21 protein-coding genes are annotated in these 20,194 nt (G+C 64.3%); 15 read left to right on the top strand and 6 right to left on the bottom strand.

The features are described 5' to 3' along the window. Positions 1 to 71: 71 nt before the first annotated feature. The gene (locus IGS74_RS13240; protein WP_039193657.1) at positions 72 to 509 is read left to right on the top strand and encodes a DUF1489 domain-containing protein; all 438 of its coding nucleotides are present in this window, start codon (positions 72 to 74) and stop codon (positions 507 to 509) included. A gap of 2 nt (positions 510 to 511) precedes the next feature. Here the strand turns inward: IGS74_RS13240 and IGS74_RS13235 are convergent, their stop codons facing one another. Together IGS74_RS13235 and IGS74_RS13230 are read right to left on the bottom strand one after the other, a co-directional pair. After that, positions 512 to 787 (bottom strand): hypothetical protein, encoded by a 276-nt coding sequence (locus IGS74_RS13235; protein ID WP_039193660.1) that lies wholly within the window; start codon positions 785 to 787, stop codon positions 512 to 514. Between the two features lie 28 nt (positions 788 to 815). Continuing rightward, entirely contained in the window at positions 816 to 2,387 is a 1,572-nt protein-coding gene (locus IGS74_RS13230; protein ID WP_246722552.1) for a D-alanyl-D-alanine carboxypeptidase, read from the bottom strand. A 283-nt stretch (positions 2,388 to 2,670) separates the two neighbouring features. Between IGS74_RS13230 and IGS74_RS13225 the strand changes: the two genes are divergently transcribed. The 5 genes from IGS74_RS13225 to IGS74_RS13205 all read left to right on the top strand — a co-directional run bounded on the left by IGS74_RS13225 (position 2,671) and on the right by IGS74_RS13205 (position 7,348). Beyond that, positions 2,671 to 3,018 (top strand): phasin family protein, encoded by a 348-nt coding sequence (locus IGS74_RS13225; RefSeq protein WP_192386719.1) that lies wholly within the window; start codon positions 2,671 to 2,673, stop codon positions 3,016 to 3,018. Between the two features lie 292 nt (positions 3,019 to 3,310). Continuing rightward, on the top strand, positions 3,311 to 3,643 hold the full coding sequence (clpS, locus tag IGS74_RS13220; RefSeq protein WP_039194371.1) for an ATP-dependent Clp protease adapter ClpS: 333 nt from the start codon (positions 3,311 to 3,313) through the stop codon (positions 3,641 to 3,643). A gap of 8 nt (positions 3,644 to 3,651) precedes the next feature. Beyond that, entirely contained in the window at positions 3,652 to 6,135 is a 2,484-nt protein-coding gene (gene clpA / locus IGS74_RS13215; RefSeq protein ID WP_039193665.1) for an ATP-dependent Clp protease ATP-binding subunit ClpA, read from the top strand. 126 nt (positions 6,136 to 6,261) lie between these two features. Further along, positions 6,262 to 6,990: an AzlC family ABC transporter permease gene (locus IGS74_RS13210; RefSeq protein ID WP_192386717.1), complete on the top strand. Its 729-nt coding sequence runs from the start codon at positions 6,262 to 6,264 to the stop codon at positions 6,988 to 6,990. Beyond that, positions 6,983 to 7,348 carry an AzlD domain-containing protein gene (locus IGS74_RS13205; RefSeq protein WP_192386715.1) on the top strand — a complete coding sequence of 122 codons (366 nt, stop codon included), beginning with the start codon at positions 6,983 to 6,985 and terminating at the stop codon, positions 7,346 to 7,348. The genes IGS74_RS13210 and IGS74_RS13205 overlap by 8 nt, the downstream gene beginning before the upstream one ends. Here the strand turns inward: IGS74_RS13205 and IGS74_RS13200 are convergent. From IGS74_RS13200 to IGS74_RS13185, 4 genes are read right to left on the bottom strand one after another with little or no spacing between them, the layout of a single operon-like run. After that, positions 7,341 to 7,766 (bottom strand): HIT family protein, encoded by a 426-nt coding sequence (locus IGS74_RS13200; RefSeq protein WP_039194374.1) that lies wholly within the window; start codon positions 7,764 to 7,766, stop codon positions 7,341 to 7,343. The two genes, IGS74_RS13205 and IGS74_RS13200, sit on opposite strands and share 8 nt — an antisense overlap. Positions 7,767 to 7,801: 35 nt before the next feature. Continuing rightward, positions 7,802 to 8,989: a GNAT family N-acetyltransferase gene (locus tag IGS74_RS13195; RefSeq protein WP_192386713.1), complete on the bottom strand. Its 1,188-nt coding sequence runs from the start codon at positions 8,987 to 8,989 to the stop codon at positions 7,802 to 7,804. A 48-nt stretch (positions 8,990 to 9,037) separates the two neighbouring features. Beyond that, positions 9,038 to 9,769 (bottom strand): glycerophosphodiester phosphodiesterase family protein, encoded by a 732-nt coding sequence (locus tag IGS74_RS13190; protein WP_246722551.1) that lies wholly within the window; start codon positions 9,767 to 9,769, stop codon positions 9,038 to 9,040. Beyond that, complete coding sequence (locus tag IGS74_RS13185) at positions 9,762 to 10,229, bottom strand: RidA family protein (protein WP_192386711.1); 468 nt, start codon at positions 10,227 to 10,229, stop codon at positions 9,762 to 9,764. Before IGS74_RS13185 ends, IGS74_RS13190 begins: the two co-directional genes overlap by 8 nt. A 71-nt stretch (positions 10,230 to 10,300) precedes the next feature. Here IGS74_RS13185 and IGS74_RS13180 point away from each other — a divergent pair, with 71 nt between their 5' ends. The 9 genes from IGS74_RS13180 (at position 10,301) to bamA (ending at position 20,165) form a co-directional block, all read left to right on the top strand. After that, positions 10,301 to 11,113 carry a DUF1849 family protein gene (locus tag IGS74_RS13180; RefSeq protein ID WP_192386709.1) on the top strand — a complete coding sequence of 271 codons (813 nt, stop codon included), beginning with the start codon at positions 10,301 to 10,303 and terminating at the stop codon, positions 11,111 to 11,113. Positions 11,114 to 11,302: 189 nt separating this feature from the next. Continuing rightward, positions 11,303 to 12,091 carry a 30S ribosomal protein S2 gene (gene rpsB, locus IGS74_RS13175; protein ID WP_192386707.1) on the top strand — a complete coding sequence of 263 codons (789 nt, stop codon included), beginning with the start codon at positions 11,303 to 11,305 and terminating at the stop codon, positions 12,089 to 12,091. 208 nt (positions 12,092 to 12,299) lie between these two features. Continuing rightward, the gene (gene tsf / locus IGS74_RS13170; RefSeq protein WP_192386705.1) at positions 12,300 to 13,226 is read left to right on the top strand and encodes a translation elongation factor Ts; all 927 of its coding nucleotides are present in this window, start codon (positions 12,300 to 12,302) and stop codon (positions 13,224 to 13,226) included. A 139-nt stretch (positions 13,227 to 13,365) separates the two neighbouring features. Next, the gene (pyrH, locus tag IGS74_RS13165; RefSeq protein ID WP_192386703.1) at positions 13,366 to 14,097 is read left to right on the top strand and encodes a UMP kinase; all 732 of its coding nucleotides are present in this window, start codon (positions 13,366 to 13,368) and stop codon (positions 14,095 to 14,097) included. 36 nt (positions 14,098 to 14,133) lie between these two features. After that, positions 14,134 to 14,691 carry a ribosome recycling factor gene (gene frr, locus IGS74_RS13160; protein WP_039193686.1) on the top strand — a complete coding sequence of 186 codons (558 nt, stop codon included), beginning with the start codon at positions 14,134 to 14,136 and terminating at the stop codon, positions 14,689 to 14,691. A gap of 38 nt (positions 14,692 to 14,729) precedes the next feature. After that, positions 14,730 to 15,446 carry an isoprenyl transferase gene (locus IGS74_RS13155; protein WP_192386701.1) on the top strand — a complete coding sequence of 239 codons (717 nt, stop codon included), beginning with the start codon at positions 14,730 to 14,732 and terminating at the stop codon, positions 15,444 to 15,446. A 3-nt stretch (positions 15,447 to 15,449) separates the two neighbouring features. Further along, positions 15,450 to 16,301 (top strand): phosphatidate cytidylyltransferase, encoded by an 852-nt coding sequence (locus IGS74_RS13150; protein WP_192386699.1) that lies wholly within the window; start codon positions 15,450 to 15,452, stop codon positions 16,299 to 16,301. 36 nt (positions 16,302 to 16,337) lie between these two features. After that, positions 16,338 to 17,477 (top strand): RIP metalloprotease RseP, encoded by a 1,140-nt coding sequence (gene rseP, locus IGS74_RS13145; protein ID WP_192386698.1) that lies wholly within the window; start codon positions 16,338 to 16,340, stop codon positions 17,475 to 17,477. A gap of 210 nt (positions 17,478 to 17,687) precedes the next feature. Beyond that, positions 17,688 to 20,165 carry an outer membrane protein assembly factor BamA gene (bamA, locus tag IGS74_RS13140; RefSeq protein WP_192386696.1) on the top strand — a complete coding sequence of 826 codons (2,478 nt, stop codon included), beginning with the start codon at positions 17,688 to 17,690 and terminating at the stop codon, positions 20,163 to 20,165. Positions 20,166 to 20,194: the final 29 nt, after the last annotated feature.

Raw genomic sequence — 20,194 nt, 5'->3', positions numbered from 1 at the left:
CCTTCTGTCGGATGGGTCCTTTCGCGAAACCCTGTCTTGACCGCGATCACGTCCGGCGGCAAGACGCTGCCATGGTGCTCAACATGATTAAGCTGTGCGTCGGCGTCGACACCGTCGAGGATCTGGAAAGCCACGTCGCCATGCGGCTTGCCGCCGCCCGCGCGGCCGGCCTTCCGGCCGAGCAGACGCATCGTACCCGCGTCAGGCCCAAGCGCGCCGACGAGATACTGGGCGGCGGCTCGCTGTACTGGGTCATCAAGGGCAATGTCCAGCTGCGACAGCCAATCCGCCGTTTCGACGCCGTCACCGAAGCCGACGGCATAGAGCGCTGTCATATCGTGCTGGAACCCGTCTTCCAGCGGACGGCCTGGCAGCCGCGCCGCGCCTTTCAAGGCTGGCGCTATCTGACCGTCGAGGATGCGCCACCGGACCTTGGGGCGGACGACGCCTCGATTGCGGCCCTGCCGCCCGAACTCAGGCGGGAACTCGCCGCGCTCGGCCTGCTGTAGCTTCAGCCCTTGGCGCCACCCATGCGCAACGACAACGCCCGTCCGCCGAGCGGCGAGCCGACCCGTATGCGGACCCGCGTGGCCGGCTGAGACGACCGCCAGGCGCGTGCGCCATGGCACAGCAGCAGGCTGACGAGGTCCTTGGCGCGCAGCCGCGAGCGGCCATCGCGCAGGTCCGACAGATGTGCGGCGGCGTCGCCGATGAAGGTGCCTCCCATAGCCGGGCGCGCATTCGCGGCCGTTTCGGTGGCCTTGGATTCGGGTTCAGCCGTCAGCATGGTGCACCTTCGTCTCGTCTCGTCTGGGTCAGTTGGCGACTGCGTAGCAGGGGTAGGAGCGGGTCTGCAGCGCGCTGCAGGCCGCGTCGGCTTCCTCCTTGGAGTCGAAGCCGGCGAAGCGGGCGCGGTAGAGCTTGTCATTGCCGTTGGCGACGATCTCGGTGACCGGGCGGGCGTTCGCCAGGGCCGCGCCGGCAATCAGCCGCGCCTCGTCGAGCATGGCGTCCGCTGTTTCGCGGGCGGGCGTCGCGGCAATCTGCACGACCCAGCTGCGGGACTTGACCGCTTCCGCAACGGGAGAGGCGATGGAGCCGGTGGGCGAGTGGTCGATCGATGCCGACGGGATCGGCGCCCGGGGAACCGGAGCACCCGGCATGCCGCTGCGTACCGGCGCCATCTGCGGCGCTTCCAGCGGGCGGGTGGCACGGGCAGGGCGGCTCGGCTCGGCCGCGAGGGCGTTGGCGGTCGGAACCGACAAGCGCTGGGCCTGGCTGCGCTCGGCCATGGCGGCACGAAGGGCATCCCGCCCCATCGAGGGGCGGCCCGACGGCGTCGCGATGGCGTCGGCCACCGCGCCGGCGGCATTGGTGCCGTAGGCGGTCGCGACGCGGCTGTCGATCGATTCGGAACGAAGGGTCGGGAGAGGCCCCGTCTTCGGAAGGTCTGCGACACGGGAGGCGGACGCAACCGCGCCCGGCGCCGCGCTGCGACCCGTGGGCGACCAGGATGCGACGAGTGGCCCGCCGGAGCGGCCGCTGGCCTGCGGCAGGTACGTCTTGATGAGCTCGGCCATGTGCGCGTCGCGGGAGGCGCCGGTGCGACCGCCCATCACCACGGCGACGAGCTTCTTGTTGCCGGTGGCGACAGAGCTGACGAGGTTGTAGCCCGAAGCGTTGATGTAGCCGGTCTTGATGCCGTCCACCCCTTCGATCCGGCCGAGCAGCCGGTTGTGGCCATTGATCGTCTGCCCGCGGAAATTAAAGGAGCGGGTCGAGAAGTACTTGTAATATTGCGGGAAATGCTCCCGGAGGGCGATGCCGAGCGTCGCCATGTCGCGCGCCGTGGTTTGCTGGCCGGCATTGGGCAGGCCGTGCGGATTGCGGAACGTGGTGCGCGACATTCCGAGGCCTCGGGCCTTGGATGTCATCATCTCGGCAAAGCGGGTTTCGGTCCCGCCCAGATACTCGGCGATCACCATGGAGGCATCGTTGGCCGAACGGGTGATGAGGCCGTAGATGGCTTCTTCCACCGTCAGGGTGCCACCGGCGCGCACGCCGAGCTTCGTCGGCGGCCGGGACGAGGCGTAGGCCGACACCTTCATCGGCGTCGAAAGCTTGGCGCGCCCGGTCTCCAGCGCCTCGAACATCAGATAGAGCGTCATCATCTTGGTGAGGGACGCCGGGTAACGCAGATCGTCGCCGAAGCGGTTGAAGAGAACCTTGCCGTTGTTCGCATCGACGACGAAAGCGGCATATTTCTCGTTCGCCGATGCCTTGCCCGCGGTCGCGGACAGGACGATGCCGGTTCCCACCAGGGCCACCGCGCAGGTGCGCGCCAGACCGGTCAGGGCGGCTTTCAGACGTGTACGGAAGACTAGCACGTTCGAGGCTCTCTTGCTTCGGGTGGCGCCCCCGCGGCGAGTCGCCGGGGCATTTCTGCAACTGTCACCGTCCAACCGTAGAGAAGCAGCCTTACCAATCCGTTTATGGTTGAAGGTTCGTTTGCAACTTCCACCGAATTCCCGTGGCCACTGTATGACATGCCTTGAGGGTCGGCGATTCCTCGATCGACCGCAACGCACAATACATTGCGTTTCATTGTGCAATGCAATATAAAGGGCTGGTATTGTTGCATTGCAGCACATCGATCGAAGGGAGTGGATTATGACGGTTTATGACGACACCAGCCGGTTCGGGAAGGATGCCATGGACGGCGCGCTGAAGTCGGTTTCGGCCATGACGCGCGGACTTCAGATGCTGGCATCGGAGACCGGTGACTACACCAAGCGCTCCTACGAGCAGTCCACCGAGCTGGTGGAGAAGATGACGCAGGTTCGTACCCTGGACAAAATGTTCGAGCTGCAGGCCGATTACGCCAAGGCAGCTTACGAAGCCTGGGTTTCGCAGGCGACGAAGATGGGCGAAATCTGCTCGGACATGGCGCGCGAAAGCTACAAGCCCTTCGAAGGCGTCATGAACAGCGTCCCGAAGCCGCAGGCCTTCAAGGCCTGACCATCCGGCGGGTGCGCACCACGCGCACCGCCCGACACATGTTGCAAACCGCGTCAGGCAACGGGCGCGGTTTTTTTTTGTCCGTCTCGGCCGATGCAGCGGCAAGCGGCAACCGCGCCCCTTGCGCGCGCTGCGAAACGGGGCGACCATCCGTTTGTTGGTTGAGGCCATGGCATCGACATATCGCATCGGCGGGCGCCTTAAAATGGCGGCGCTAATGCTTACATATCGATCCATGACGATGGTGGCATTGAGAGACACGGACTTGGTCGAGGCGCAATCGGTAATATTCATGCAAGCGGGACAGGCGGGCAATGGCGACGACTCGGATCGCGGCACGTCGGTCATCACGCGTACCAAGACGAAGACCAAACGGCCGAGCCTTTACAGGGTCCTTCTCCTCAACGACGATTACACTCCGATGGAGTTCGTCGTTCATGTTCTCGAACGCTTCTTCCAGAAGGACAGGGAAGCAGCCACCCAGATCATGCTGCATGTGCATAAGCATGGTGTCGGTGAGTGCGGAGTTTACACATACGAGGTCGCGGAGACGAAGGTCACGCAGGTCATGGATTTCGCCCGTCAGCACCAACATCCGCTGCAATGCGTGATGGAAAAGAATTGAGGTGAAGCTTGCCTACATTTTCTCCCAGTCTCGAACGGTCGCTCCATCAGGCGCTGACATTCGCCAATGAGCGTCACCAGGAATTCGCCACCCTGGAGCATCTTCTCCTGGCGTTGCTGGAGGACGGGGACGCCGCGGCCGTGCTTCGTGGCTGCAGTGTCGATATCGACACGCTGCGCGGAGCCCTGGTCGAGTACATCGACACCGAACTCGCCAACCTCGTCACCGGCAGCGACGAGGATTCCAAACCGACGGCCGGTTTCCACCGGGTCATCCAGCGGGCCGTCATCCATGTCCAGTCCTCCGGCCGCGAGGAGGTGACGGGCGCCAATGTCCTGGTCGCCATCTTCGCCGAACGGGAAAGCCATGCCGCCTTCTTCCTGCAGGAGCAGGAGATGACGCGATACGATGCCGTTAATTTCATTTCCCACGGAATTTCCAAGCGACCCGGTGGCGCCGAAAGCCGATCCGTTCGCGGAGCTGAGGACGAGCAATCGACCATGGGGCAGTCGCACGAGGAAGAAGGACGCCGCAAGGAGAAGCAGGATGCGCTCAGCGCCTACTGCGTCAACCTGAACGAAAAAGCGCGCACGGGGCGGATCGATCCGCTGATCGGCCGCGCCGACGAGATCAACCGCACCATCCAGGTGCTGTGCCGCCGCTCAAAGAACAACCCGCTTTATGTGGGCGATCCGGGCGTGGGCAAAACCGCGATCGCCGAGGGCCTGGCCAAGCGGATCGTGGAGGGCGACGTACCCGAGGTGCTGGCCGACGCCACCATCTTCTCGCTGGATATGGGAACGCTGCTTGCCGGCACGCGCTATCGCGGTGACTTCGAGGAGCGGCTCAAGCAGGTCGTAAAGGAACTGGAGGATTACCCCGGTGCCGTCCTCTTCATCGACGAGATCCACACCGTCATCGGTGCGGGCGCCACCTCGGGCGGCGCGATGGACGCGTCCAACCTGTTGAAGCCGGCCCTGTCCTCCGGGGCGATCCGGTGCATCGGATCAACCACTTACAAGGAGTACCGCCAGTTCTTCGAGAAGGACCGGGCGCTGGTGCGCCGCTTCCAGAAGATCGACGTCAAGGAGCCGAGCATCGACGACGCTGTTTCGATCCTGAAGGGGTTGAAGCCTTATTTCGAAGAGTTCCACCACGTCAGGTTCACCAATGAGGCGATCCGCTCTGCCGTGGAACTGTCGGCCCGCTACATCAATGACCGCAAGTTGCCCGACAAGGCGATCGACGTCATCGACGAAACGGGTGCGTCCCAGATGCTCCTTCCGGAATCCCGGCGCAAGAAGCAGATCGGTGTCAAGGAGATTGAGGCCACCGTCGCTACCATGGCGCGGATACCGCCTAAATCGGTTTCCAAGGATGACGAGGCGGTGCTGGCCAATCTCGATGCGCAGCTGAAGCGTGTCGTATACGGGCAGGATACGGCCATCGACATGTTGACGGCGGCGATCAAGCTGTCGCGGGCCGGCCTGCGCGAGCCCGAGAAGCCGATCGGCAGCTATCTGTTCTCGGGCCCCACCGGCGTCGGAAAGACGGAAGTGGCAAAACAGCTTGCCGCCTCGCTCGGCATCGAGCTCCTGCGCTTCGACATGTCGGAATATATGGAGCGGCACACGGTTTCGCGGCTTATCGGGGCACCTCCCGGATATGTCGGTTTCGACCAGGGCGGGCTTCTGACCGACGGCGTCGACCAGCATCCGCACTGCGTGCTGCTGCTGGACGAGATAGAGAAGGCGCATCCCGACCTGTTCAACATCCTTCTGCAGGTCATGGACCATGGAAAGCTGACGGATCACAACGGCAAGCGCATCGATTTCCGCAACGTCATTCTGATCATGACCACGAATGCCGGTGCGGCGGATCTGCAGAAGGCGTCCATCGGCTTCACCTCCGCCAAGCGGACAGGGGACGATATGGAAGCGATCAACCGGCTGTTTACGCCGGAGTTCCGCAACCGTCTGGACGCGATCATTCCGTTTGCGCCGCTGCCGACGCCGGTGATCCATGAGGTCGTCCAGAAGTTCGTCATGCAGCTCGAGGCTCAGCTTTCCGATCGTGGCGTGACCTTCGAGCTCGAGCCGGAAGCCATCGTGTGGCTTGCGGAAAAGGGCTACGACGAGAACATGGGTGCGCGGCCGCTTGGGCGGGTGATCCAGAAATACATCAAGACGCCGCTGGCGGACGAGGTCCTGTTCGGAAAGCTGAAGCGTGGCGGCACCGTGAAGGTGTCCGTTGCCGATGGCGCCGATGGACGGGAGCTCAAGCTGGAGGCGATCGCCGACGATGCACCGGCGCGCCGCAAGGCCACCGAGAGTCGCAACCGCCGCCAGGCCCGCGTCGAGGAAGAGCAGGATGACTACGATGGCGGCGATGTCGCCGTCGCATCCCCGCCGAAAGCCGCCTCGCGGCCCGACGCGAAGCAGTCCGAGGCACGGCGCAGCGGCACGGTGCCGAAGGTGCCGCGCAACAAGTAGCAGCCCGTCCTTGCGACGTGGATCGGGAAGGGGCCTTGCGGCCCCTTCTTCGTGTTCGGTGCTATTTCGGGTAGCAAGTCACCCTTACCAAGTGTAGGTGATGACCGTCTTGGAGGGGCCGTGCCGATGGTGACTGTGCCGGGGGGAGATGCGTCCGGAGCCGCTTGGTTCCTGCGGGGAATGCGCGGCATCCTCTCGGTGCCGGCGTTGATCCTGACCGTATCGATGGTCGGATTCGCGGGGCTGGCCCGCGAGGCGGGCATTGACTGGCTCCACGCAACCTTCATGACGTTCGCCATCTGGGCTCTGCCGGCCAAGATCATCGTGGTCGGCGCCATCACCGCAGGTCTTTCCCTGCCTGCCGCGGCGCTTGCCGTAGCCCTGTCGTCGGTTCGCCTCATGCCGATGGTCGTGGCGCTCATGCCCGAACTGCGGGCGCCGCGCAGCAGCCGCTGGAGCATGCTGTTCCTGTCGCATTTCGTGGCGATCACCTGCTGGGTCTTCGCGATGGAGCATCTGCACGCGGTTCCCCGCGACAGGCGGCCCGTATTCTTTGCCGGGTTCGCGGTAACGCTGACGCTGATCAATACGATGGTGGTGGCCATCGCGTTCAATCTGATGGGCCATTTCCCACCGCTGGTGGCCGGCGCCCTGGCGTTTCTGACGCCGGTCTATTTCCTGTTGTCTCTCTTCGGATCGGCGCGGGAGGCCTCGGGCCGCTACGGCCTCTTCGTCGGCATGGCACTCCTGCCTGTCGCGCACTGGCTTGCCCCGGGTTTCGACATCCTGATCGCGGGCATCGTCGGCGGGCTCATCGCCTTCGCCATCGGCCGGATGGAGGCCCGACATGGCTGAACTGACATTCTTCGGGCTGCAGCAGCCGTGGTGGCCCTATCTCTTCATCCTTCTCGCAGGATGGCTGCCAACCGACATCTGGCGCTTTCTCGGCGTGCTGTCGGCCGGCCGCATGTCGGAACGCTCGCCCGCTGTCGCGTTGGTGCGTGCCGTGGCCACGGCCCTGGTGGCGGCCGTGATCGCCCGGCTGGTCCTCTATCCCGGCGGCACGCTGGAGGAGATCGCGATGGCATGGCGCGTCGGCGCGGTCTGCATCGGGTTCGGGGTTTACCTCGCAACCCGGCATAGCATCGTTGCCGGCATCCTGGCCTCGCAGGCCGTGTTGCTGACGGGCGCCTGGCAGGAAGGGCTCATCTGAACGCGGCGCGGATCCTGCGCGCCTGTTCCTCGAGAAGGCCGCTATCGGCCATGCCGGAGGCGTGCGCCTTCAATTCCACGCCGTCGTAGCGGGGAACGACATGGATATGGAGGTGGAACACCGTTTGCCCGCCGGCCGCCTCGTTGAACTGGGACACCACGATTCCATCGGCGCCCATGCCCTCCTTTACGGCCCGGGCCAGCCGGGCAACGATGGGCAGAAGCTGCGCCAGGGTCTCGTCTTCGGCGTCGAGCAGGTTGCGCGATGGCGCCTTTGGCAGCACGAGGCAGTGGCCGGGCGATTGCGGCATGACGTCCATGATCCCGATGGCCTCGGGCAGGTCGAACAGTTTGACGCATGGGATCTCACCCTTGAGGATGCGTGCGAAGATATTGTCGTCCTGATACGCGGTCGTCATGCTCGAACCCTGTCCCTGATGTCCGGTCGTCGTTGTCATTCACCCTTGCGGAACGGTGTCTCCGTCGCAAGGGATACCTGCTCGGCGATCATGGCGCGCCGCTCGCGCACGAGATGCTCCTCAACGGCCCGCCGCAGCCCCCGATGTGCAATGTAGTGGTAGGACCGCGTGAGCACCGGCTCATACCCCCGGGCAATCTTGTGATCGCCCTGTGCGCCGGCTTCCACGACGGCCAGCCCGTGCGCCAGCGCGTAGTCGATCGCCTGGTTATAGCAAAGCTCGAAATGCAGGAAGGGGTGGTCCTCGATACAGCCCCAGTAGCGCCCATAGAGCCGATCCGGGCCGATGACGTTCATCGCGCCGGCAATGTAACGCCCGTCGCGGCGCGCCATCACGAGCAGGATCTCATCCGCCATCGTTTCGGCGATCAGGCGAAAAAAGTGCCTGTTCAAATAGGGGCGCCCCCATTTGCGGCTGCCGGTGTCCATGTAGAAGGCGAACATGGCGTCCAGCGCCTCTTCCGTCAGCGCAGAGCCGCTGAGCCATTCGACCTCGATGCCCTCGGCCAACGCGTCCCGGCGTTCGCGCTTGAGAGACTTTCTTTTACGGGATGAAAGGTTTGCAAGGAAGTCCTCATACGACGCATAACCGCGATTGAAAAAGTGATACTGAATGTCGAGACGCTCCAGCAGCCCGGCTTCAGCTAAGGCGGCGGCATCGTGATCGACGACGAACGTCGCATGGGCCGAGGACAAGGCGGTCTGGCCGACATAGGCGATGATGGACTGCGCCAGAAGTTCGCGTGCGGCGTTGTCACCGTTGCCCGCCAATAGGCGCGGGCCGGTGGCGGGCGTGAACGGGACGGCGATCTGGAGCTTGGGATAATAGTTGCCGCCGGCGCGTTCGAAGGCGTCCGCCCAGCCATGGTCGAAGACATACTCGCCCTGGCTGTGCAGCTTCAGATAGGCGGGAACCGCGCCGATCAGGGCGCCATCGCGTTCGAGCAGCAGGTGCTGGGGCAGCCACCCGGTATCCTCGCCGACACTGCCCGACCGCTCCAGCGCATCGAGGAAGGCGTGGCACAGAAAGGGATTGCCACGCCCGTCCGGTGCGGCAAGTGCGTTCCAGCGGTCCGCATCCAACGCGGTGACACGGTCGGCCACGCGGAGGGTAAGCCCGCTCGACGCGCCGCCGGAACGGTTCTCATCTGTGTTGACGGTCATGGAATCTCCCGACCTGTCGCGGGCCGCCGGAAACGACAGGCCGAAGACCTATCGCGGGAGGAAGCCCTCGAACGTCATCTGATCGACATAGGTGCGGCTGCGCTCCACATCGTCCGGCGTGCGCACCGTCCAGCTTATGACGGGTAGATGGAGTTCCTGCCGCACCCATTCAACGAAGGGATTGGGCAGGTGGTGCACATTGTAGGAAACGAAGTCGCAGCCCCGTTCCACGATGGCGCGGTGCGCGGCCAGCTTCTCGTCGCGCGTGCCCTCGGCGGTCAGCCCCAGCGGCACCTTGCGCCGCAACGGCAAGGCATCGGCAAGCAGCCAGTCGTCGAAGGACATGAGCGCGAGCGGGCCGTCATAGGCGTCGATCGTCGGTGTCAGGGCCTGCACGAATCCGGCGTCCAGCGCCGGGCTGGTGCCCTTCATCTCGACCACCAGTGGAACACGCCCTGCGACGAGTTCCATGAGGGCGGCGAGCGTCGGCACGCCATCCTGCGTGCCGGCCAGCCGTAGCGCACCCAGTTCGGCCGAGCCGAGGCTCGATACGTCCTTCTCAAGGCCCGCCATGCGAAAAAGATCGCCATCGTGGAACACGACCGGAACACCGTCGGCCGCGATGTGGATGTCGCATTCGATGGCGTAGCCTGCCTCCATGGCGGCGCGGAACGCCGCCATGGAGTTTTCAGCGATCGTCTGATTGCCGTCGTGCAGGCCGCGATGGGCGATGGGGCGCCGCGTCAGCCAGTCGATCGCGGATAGGGGGCTGTCAGGCAATCTCGAACACCGCCTCGATCTCGACCGCGGCTCCCATCGGAAGCGCCGGGACGCCGACTGCGGAACGCGAATGTTTGCCGATATCGCCCAGAAGCTCGACCAACAGGTCGGATGCCCCGTTGGCAACCTTGTGCTGGTCGGTGAAGGAGGGCGCACTGGCCACGAAGACGGTCAGCTTCAACAGGCGGCGAATCCGCGTCAGGTCTCCGCCGAGGGCGGCCTTGGCCTGGGCCAGGATGTTCAACGCACAATGGCGGGCGGCTTCCTGCCCCTTCTCCAGGCTTACGTTGTCGCCCAGCGTACCCGTGACCGCAAGGCCACCATCGGCCATCGGCAGCTGGCCGGAGGTCTGGAGGATGTTGCCATAGGTGACATAAGCGACATAATTGGCCGCCGGCGCCGCCGCGGCGGGAAGCTTGAGGCCCTTCGCGGCAAGGCGGCTTTCAAGGGAATCTGTCATGGATACTCCGACTGCATGTTACGGGCCGAATGTCCAACGACGCGTCCAATAAGGCAAGGGGATCGAAGGTTTTGCCGAGCATCGACACCAGAACCCTTCTCGCCATCGTGGCCTTTGGCCTTGCTGCGGGCAGCCTGCCGGCGGCAGCCGCGCCGCTGCGCCCGCATCAGGCGGTCTACGACCTGTCGCTCGCCGGGCAGACGGAGGATATCCTTGCCGTCGAGGGGCGCATCGCCTTCACGCTCAACGCCAGGGCGTGCGGCGATTACGACCTGGATTATCGTTTTGCGGCGCGGTTCCACAAGGACGGAGAGATGACGCTGACCGACCAGCGGACGCGGTCCACGGAACGCGCCCATGGGAAGGAATTCTCGTTCGAGACGACGACCTTCGTCGACGGGCTCGACCAGGGGGCGGTAAAGGGTGCGGCCGTCAACGCCTCGGACAGCACCGATGTCACGCTTCAGGAGCCGGTCAGCCGCGATTTCAAGCTTCCGCTGTCGCGTTTTCCGCTGAGCCACACGGAAGAGCTCATCACCCAGGGGCGAAAGGGAACCCGCTTCTTCGAAGCGCGCCTGTTCGATGGCGACCCGGAGGCCGAGAAGCTTCTGACGACGACATCCGTCATCCTGCCCGTCAAGGACGGCACGCCGGCGGCGGAGGGCGGCCGGACGGGTGAAGAGCTGGCCGGGCTCAGATCCTGGATGATCGACGAATCCTACTTCAACAGCGATTCAGACGAGGACGGCCAACCTGTTTTCCGCGCCCGCTACCGGCTTTACGAAAACGGCGTGTCGGATCAGATGCTGCTGGATTTCGGTGCCTACGAGTTGAAAGGCGACCTCGCAAACCTTAAATATCTGACGTCGCCGGACTGCGAATAGACACAGGTCCGGCTTCGTACCATTCGCGGTGACCGTGTCGTCCGGCTTGCCTTCGCAGCCGTCATGTTGTATGCGCCGCGCTATTCCACACACGGATATCGGGTTCTGTCGCGAGGCGGCGGCTCCCACCGGTGGCGGTTCGACCGCTTCTATCCGTGGAGGTTAAACCGGTCAAAAGGATAGATCGATATGGCTCTGCCAGATTATTCCATGCGCCAGCTTCTCGAAGCCGGCGTTCATTTCGGGCACCAGACCCACCGCTGGAACCCGCGCATGGCGCCGTACATCTTCGGTGCGCGCAACAACATCCACATCATGGATCTGTCGCAGACGGTTCCGATGCTGCACAAGGCGCTGCAGACGGTGTCCGACACCGTCGCCCGCGGTGGCCGCGTGCTGTTCGTCGGCACCAAGCGCCAGGCGTCCGAGCTGGTGGCCGATGCGGCCAACCGTTCGGCCCAGTACTACGTCAACGCGCGTTGGCTCGGCGGCATGCTGACCAACTGGAAGACGATCTCCAACTCCATCCAGCGTCTGCGCAAGCTCGACGAGATCCTGTCCGGCGAAGCCCAGGGCTTCACCAAGAAGGAGCGCCTGACCCTGCAGCGCGAGCGCGACAAGCTCGACCGTGCGCTGGGCGGCATCAAGGACATGGGCGGCGTTCCCGACCTGATCTTCATCGTCGACACCAACAAGGAAGCGATCGCGATCGACGAGGCCAAGCGCCTCAACATCCCGGTCGTCGCCGTCGTCGATTCGAACAGCGATCCTTCCCGCATCGACTTCCCCATCCCGGGCAATGACGACGCATCGCGTGCCATCGCTCTGTATTGCGACCTCATTGCCCGCGCGGCGGTCGACGGTATCGCGCGTCAGCAGGGCGCCATGGGCGTCGATGTCGGTGCAATGGAGACCGCTCCTGAAGAGGCGGCCGCCACCGAGGAGACCGAGGCCGGCGAACAGAGCGCCGCGGCCTGAGGCCAGCCGGCCGCAAGCCTTTCCAGATCGGTGGCGCCCGTAATTCGGGCGTCATCTTCGTGGCGCACCTTTCCCCCGGACCGGTGCGCCCGTTTGTTTCCGGGGGGTGGCATGCCGGGCATCCGCTCCCTCCAATTCATACAATAGAAGCAGGATCCGGCATCCCGAACACGGCGCCGCAGAACCTGCCCAGCCCAAAGGCCTATCCATGACAATTACCGCTTCGATGGTGAAGGAACTGCGCGAGAAGACCGGCGCGGGCATGATGGACTGCAAGACCGCTCTTGCCGAGACGAATGGCGACATGGAAGCCGCCATCGACTGGCTGCGCGCCAAGGGCATCGCCAAGGCCGACAAGAAGGCCGGCCGCACGGCCGCCGAGGGCCTGATCGGCGTTGCCGCCGGCGACAACAAGGCCATCGTCGTCGAGGTCAACTCCGAGACGGACTTCGTCGCCCGCAACGACGCCTTCCAGGCGCTGGTGCGCGACATCGCCGAGGTCGGCCTTGCCACCGATGGTTCCACCGATGCGGTCGCTTCCGCGACGATGCCGGGCAGCGGCAAGTCGGTCTCCGACACGGTCAAGGATGCGGTCGCCACCATCGGTGAGAATCTCGGCCTGCGCCGCACCGCCATGCTGAGCGTATCCAACGGCGTCGTGGCGACCTACATCCACAACCAGGTTGCAGACGGCCTCGGCAAGCTCGGCGTGCTCGTGGCCATCGAGTCGGACGGCGACAAGGCCGCGCTGACGCAGTTCGGCCGCCAGGTGGCGATGCATGTCGCCGCGACGAACCCGCTTGCCCTCAGCAACGACGAAGTCGACAGCGCGACGGTGGAGCGCGAGCGCGCGATCTTCATCGATCAGTCGCGTCAGTCCGGCAAGCCCGAGAACATCATCGAGAAGATGGTCGAAGGCCGCATGCGCAAGTTCTTCGAAGAGGTCGTGCTGACGAGCCAGGCGTTCGTCGTCAACCCCGAGCTCACCGTCGGCGCCGCGCTCAAGCAGGCCGAAGGATCGTTCGGCGCCCCGGCGCGCATCACCGGCTTCGTCCGCTTCGCCCTGGGCGAGGGCATCGAGCGTGAAGAAAGCGACTTCGCCGCCGAAGTCGCCGCTGCCGCCGGCAAGAAGTAATCGATCGTCACGAATGTGGATTGGAAGGGCGTCCGCTTGGCAAGCGGGCGCCCTTCCTGTATCGCAAGCCGACGTTACGTCGCGCTGTCAGGTCCGGGCCGGAAATCGCTTTCCGCCGACGGTCCGTGACGGTCGGACCATGGCTCGACAGGGAAGACTGACTTTGCGTTACAAAAGCGTACTTCTGAAAGTATCCGGCGAAGCGCTCATGGGCGCGCAGGGCTTCGGCATCGACGTCGCCGTCGCGGACCGGATCGCAGCCGATATCCACCAGGTGCGCGAACTCGGCGTCAGGATCTCCGTCGTCATCGGCGGCGGCAATATCTTCCGCGGCGTCGCCGTGGCGTCCAAGGGCGGAGACCGCGTCACCGGCGACCACATGGGCATGCTCGCCACCGTCATCAACGCCCTCGCGTTGCGGACATCCCTTACCAAGATCGGCGTCGACGCCATCGTGCTGTCGGCTATCGCCATGCCCGAAATCTGCGAAAGCTTTTCGCAGAGGGCGGCCCTGGCCCATGCGCAGGCCGGCCGGGTCGTCATCTTTGCCGGCGGTACGGGCAATCCCTTCTTCACCACCGATTCCGCCGCCGCCCTGCGCGCCGCCGAGATGGGAGTGGAGGCGCTGTTCAAGGGCACGCAGGTCGATGGCATCTACAGCGCCGACCCCAAACTCTATCCCGATGCAGAGCGCTACGAGACGCTGACGCACGATGAAATCCTGCAGAAGGGCCTTGCCGTGATGGACATCGCGGCGGTTGCGCTGGCGCGCGAAAACCATATCCCCATCGTGGTCTTCTCCATCCACGAAGGCGGCGAGTTTGCCCGGATCGTATCCGGGCAGGGGCGCGCGACGATCGTGTCCGACTGACGCGCCGCCACACACATAATCAAAAGAGGACAGAACATGGCCGACTTCGACGTCAATGAAATCAAGCGCCGCATGGATGGCGCCGTAAGCGCCTTCAAAAGCGATCTTGCCGGACTTCGGACGGGGCGGGCCTCCGCGAATCTTCTCGATCCCATCACGGTCGATGCCTATGGGTCCTCCATGCCGCTCAACCAGGTCGCCAACGTCACCGTGCCGGAATCGCGCATGATCGCCGTGTCCGTATGGGACAAGTCGATGGTGGGCGCGGTGGAGCGCGCCATCCGCGAAAGCAATCTGGGCCTCAACCCGATCACCGACGGGACCACCCTGCGGATCCCGTTGCCCGAGCTCAACGAGCAGCGCCGCAAGGAACTGGTCAAGGTGGCCCACCAGTATGCCGAAAACGCCCGCGTGGCTGCGCGCCACGTGCGCCGCGACGGGATGGAAACCCTGAAGAAGATGGAGAAGGACGGCGACATCGGGCAGGATGACAGCCGCCAGACGTCCGACAAGGTCCAGAAGATGACCGATGACACCGTGTCGGAGATCGATAAGCTGCTGGCCGCCAAGGAAGGCGAGATCATGCAGGTCTGACCGGGCGCCGGCTGGGTTCGAAGGGAAGGCAGGTCGACGTGCGGCACCCCCGACATATCGCGATCATCATGGATGGCAACGGCCGCTGGGCGAAGGCCCGTGGCCTGCCCCGGACCATGGGGCACCGCCGCGGGGTGGAGGCGCTGCGCGATGCCGTGCGCGCGGTCGGTCAACTCGGTATCGAGGTCCTGACCCTGTTCGCCTTCTCGTCCGAGAACTGGCGCCGGCCACAGGACGAAGTCAGCGAATTGATGTCGCTGCTCAAGATATTCATCCGGCGGGATCTTGCGGAACTGCATCGCGAGGGCGTTCGCGTGCGCATCATCGGCGCCCGCGACAATCTGCCCGGCGATATCCTCGGCCTTCTCGAAGAGGCCGAAAGCCTGACGCGCGGCAATACCGGGACGACGCTGGTGATCGCCTTCAATTACGGCGCGCGCGACGAGATCGCGCGGGCCGCGCGGCGTATCGCCGAGCGCGTCGCGGCAGGCGAGTTGCGCAGCGAGGACATCGACGCTTCGGCGATGGACGCTCACATGGATACGGCGGGGCTGCCCGAGCTCGACCTCATCATCCGCACCAGCGGCGAGCAAAGGCTGTCCAACTTCCTGCTCTGGCAGTCGGCCTATGCCGAACTGGTTTTCCTGCCATGCCTGTGGCCCGACTTCGATCGCGCCGCCCTGCAGGCCGCGCTCGATGAATATGCCTCGCGTGATCGCCGCTTCGGCGCCGTGTCGCAAGAGATCGCGTCCTGATCGATGGGCCTGGAGATCGGACGGTTCCTGCGTGCGAAATCCTGGGGCGATCTCAAGCCGCGCCTGATTTCCGCTGTGATCCTGGGCCTGGCGGTGCTGTCACTCGCCATTCTGGGGGGGCTGCCCTTCCGCATCCTCTGCGTCGTGACCGGTTTCATCGTCTTCGACGAATGGGCGCGCATCACCGGGGCCAAGCGTGCCGGCCCGTTGTTCGACGTCGCGCGGAACGCGCTGGCCCTGTCGCTTCTGGCTTTCCTGTTCCATTTCGAGCTTCTGGCGCTCGCCATCGTGGCATGCGTTGCGATCTTCATCGCCTTCGTGGACCGACGCGAGAAACGCGCCGACTGGGTGGCCGGCGGCCTCGTCTATGCCGCGATTGCCGGGCTTGCGCCGGGTATGGTGCGGGGGGATGACGTAGAGGGGTTGGCGGCTCTGGGTCTGGTCATCTGCGTCGTCTGGTCTACCGACATTGCCGCCTATTTCAGCGGGCGGACGTTCGGCGGGCCGAAGCTGATGCCGCTGGTCTCACCCAAGAAGACGATCTCGGGCGCGGTCGGCGGCCTCGTCGCCGGCGTGTTGGCCGGGTGGCTCTACACCTATCTCGTCAGCGGCGATATCAGTGTCGGCATCCTGTTGCTTTCAGCCGTTCTGTCGGCGGTGGGGCAGGCGGGAGATCTCTACGAATCCTGGATCAAGCGTCGTTTCGGCGTCAAGGATTCCGGCCGCCTGATCCCGGGCCATGGCGGCCTGATGGACAGGATCGACGCTCTCATCTTCGCCACGGCCGTGCTATGGCTTACCGGCCTGTTCGCAAGCGAGCTTGAAGAACCCGCCCGCGCCATATTTCACCTTTAGGTTTTTCGTACATCCTCATCTGGAGATTGGCACGTCATGGATGCAGCGGGCGCACTCGGTGCGATCTGGGACAGCGCTCTCGTCAAGGTCGTTCCGTTTCTTTTCGTCCTGACGGTCATCGTCTTCTTCCACGAACTCGGCCATTACCTGGTGGGCCGGTGGTGCGGCATCCGCATCCTGGCCTTCTCGGTCGGCTTTGGAAAGGAACTGGTCGGCTTCACGGATCGGCACGGCACCCGCTGGAAGCTCTGCATGATCCCGCTGGGCGGCTACGTGAAGTTCCTTGGCGACGAAAACGCAGGCAGCATGCCGGACAGGGATGCGCTGGAGCGTATGGATGAAGCCGAGCGCCGTGGCGCGTTCCACGCGAAAAGCGTCTGGCGACGCGCCTTGACGGTGGCGGCGGGCCCGGTCGCCAACTTCATCCTGGCCATCGCCATCTTCGCGGCCGTCGCCTATGTCAACGGGCGCGTCGTGGGCGATCCGGTGGTGGCGGAAGTGCAGGCGGACTCGCCGGCGGCTACAGCCGGTATCCTGCCGGGTGACAGGATCATCAGCGCCGACGGCCAGGATATCGCCTATTTCGGCGATTTCCAGCGTCACGTGGCCTCGCGCGCCAATATCCCGATCGCGATCGTCGTGGACCGCGGCGGCTCGCAAGTGCCGCTGACCGTAACCCCGCAGGAGCGGACGCAGACCGATCCGTTCGGTAACGAATATACCATGCCGGTCGTCGGCATCGTCGCGACGGATGCCGCGTCATCCTTTCGGGTCGAGGATCTGAGCGTCCTGCAGTCGCTGCAGTTCGGCGTCTCGCAAACATGGTTCGTGACCGAGCGCACGGTGGACTTCATCGGCGGTCTGTTCAGAGGGGCGCAGCCGGTGGACCAGATCGGCGGGCCGATCCGCATCGCGCAGATGTCGAGTCAGGCCGCCACCCTCGGCTTTGCCACCCTTCTCAACATGGCGGCATTGCTTTCCATCTCCATCGGCCTCCTGAACCTCCTGCCGATCCCCATTCTGGATGGGGGGCATCTGCTGTTCTACGCGGCCGAGGCGATCCGGGGAAAGCCGTTGAGCGAACGCACGCAGGAGATCGGTTTCCGAATCGGGCTGGTCCTTGTAATGGGGCTCATGGTATTCGCATTCTCGAACGATCTCCTGCGGCTCGGCTGAAGCCGCGCCGCAAGGGGTCAGGGGACATCAGGGGGTTTGCCGATCGTTAACCATACGGGGCCGTTGCCGTGTCGATTTCGCAACGCTTTCGTGAATCCTAAACGGATTCAGGCCCAGTCTGGTTGAACGCATCCGCAAAGCCGATACAAGGCATGTGACGTATCCTGTCACGCGTCCTGCTCGGCAGAAGTATAAAAGGTGGTTAGGCCTATGACGGCTGGTTCGAAGCTTCTCAACGCCTTGTCGGCGGCGGCGCTTTCCTCGACGATCCTTACGGCGTCCACTGTCGGTATCCAACTCGGGGTCATGAGCGCTGCGCACGCGGCCGTCGTCAACCGGATCGAAGTGCGCGGCACATCGCGCGTCGATGCCGACACGGTCCGCAACCTCAGCCAGATCCGCCCGGGGCAGAACGTGACCCCGGCAGAAATGGACCAGGTGGTCACGCGGCTGTTCGCGACCGGCCTGTTCTCGGACGTCCGGGTCAGCCAGTCGGGCGGCACACTGATCGTCCAGGTCGACGAGAACCAGATCGTCAACGAAGTCGTCTTCCAGGGCAACTCCAAGGTCAAGAACGAGCAGCTCGAGTCCGTCGTGCAGACGGCGCCGCGCGCGGCCTACAACGCGTCTACCGCGCAGGCCGATGTGGATGCCATCCGCAGCGTGTATTCCCGCGTGGGCCGCAGCGACGCCCAGGTGTCGGTGCGTACGCTTCCGGCGGATGGCAACCGCGTCAACGTGGTGTTCGAAATCGTCGAGGGCGATCGCACCCGCATCGCCCAGATCAACTTCGTCGGCAATAACGCCTTTGGCGACCGCCGCCTGAAAGAGGTGATCTCGCTGCGTGAGACCGGCTTGTTCGGCTTCCTCCAGAAGAGTGACATCTACGACGAGGATCGCCTGCGCGCCGACGAGGAAACGCTCCGTCGCTTCTACTACAACCGTGGTTTCGCCGACTTCCGTATCGTCTCCTCGGTTGCCGAACTCGATGCCGCGAAGAACGAATATTTCGTCACGATCACCGTGGAAGAGGGTGAGCGTTACACCTTCGGCAACGTCAACATCGACTCCACCGTGCCCGGCATCGACGCCGCGGCCCTGCAGGGTGAACTTGAAACCAGGCCGGGCAACGTCTACAGCGCCGAGAAGGTCGAGGATACGCTCGTCAACCTCACCAACGCCGTGGCCGCCCAGGGTTATGCTTTCGCCCAGGTCACGCCGCGTGGCGACCGCGACTTCACCAACAACACGATCGGCGTCGAATACGTGATCGACCAGGGTCCGCGCGCTTATGTCGAGCGCATCGAGATCCGTGGCAACACCAAGACGCGCGACTACGTCATCCGCCGCGAGTTCGACGTTTCCGAAGGCGACGCCTTCAACCAGGTGCTCGTCCAGCGCGCGCGCCAGCGTCTCGAAGCGCTGCGCTTCTTCCAGACCGTCAACGTCTCGACCGCTCCGGGCAGCGAGCCCGATCGCGTCGTCGTCGTCGTCCAGGTGGTCGAGCAGTCCACGGGCGAGTTCTCAGTCGGCGGCGGCTACACGACCGGCGGCGAAAACCCCGGTCCCGTCGCGGAAGTCGGCATCACCGAGCGCAACTTCCTCGGTCGCGGCCAGTTCGTGCGCGTTTCCGCCGGCTTCGGCGAGGATACACGCAACTACAATTTGTCGTTCACCGAGCCCTATTTCCTCGGGCGCCGTCTTGCAGCCGGCTTCGATATCTACCGGACCGAGAACAGCTCGTCCGATTACGATATCGAGCGCACCGGTGGCACGCTGCGTATCGCGGCGCCTCTGACGCAGAAGCTGACCGCGCAGCTCGCTTATAACTACAAGGAAGAGCGCTTCGGCGACGATACGGGCGTCGGCCAGTATGACGCGGCCGGTAATATCTTCTACACCACCTGCGCGGATGGCGATAACGCTGCTGCGATTGCAGCGGCTGCGGGTACGCCGGCTACCTTCATTGGTCAATATGCGCCGCGTTACACCAACTCGGCCATCATCAACCAGGCGATCTGCGACAGCCCGTACACGACGTCGTCGGTGTCCTATGCGCTGACCTACAATACGCTGGACAGCAGTACCGATCCGCGCGACGGCTTCTTCATCCAGGCTGGACAGGAAGTTGCGGGCCTGGGCGGCGACGCCGAGTTCCTGCGTACGACGGGTAAGGCCTCGTGGTTCTCGCTGTTGAATGAAGAATATGACATCATCGGTCAGTTGAGCGGCGGGGCGGGCAACGTCACCGCTCTCGGCGACGACCTGCGCGTCTTCGACAACTTCTTCAAGGGCCAGGACATCGTCCGCGGCTTTAAATACCAGGGCCTCGGGCCGCGCCAGTTCACGCTTGATGCTTCCGGAAATCCTGCGGGGAATGGTGTCGCCATCGGCGGCGAGAACTATGCCAATGCCAGCGCCGAAGTTACCTTCCCGCTGCCGCTGGTCTCGCGCGATCTCGGCTTCCGTGGCGCGGCCTTCGCCGATGCCGGCTCGCTGTGGGGCACGGAGTATGCCGACCAGCCGGGTGTCGTGGGCGACGATTTCAACATCCGCGCTTCGGCGGGTGTCGGCCTGATCTGGGCATCGCCCTTCGGTCCGATCCGCGTGAACTACGCCTATCCGATCGCCAAGGAAGATTATGACCGGACGCAGGAGTTCTCGTTCGGCTTCTCCTCGCGCTTCTGATACCACGGGCCGGGTAAAGCCAACTCGGC

This window comes from Aureimonas sp. OT7 (genome assembly GCF_014844055.1).
GTDB classification, from domain to species: Bacteria; Pseudomonadota; Alphaproteobacteria; order Rhizobiales; family Rhizobiaceae; genus Aureimonas; species Aureimonas altamirensis_A.
This window is presented reverse-complemented; position numbering and strand designations above follow the sequence as displayed.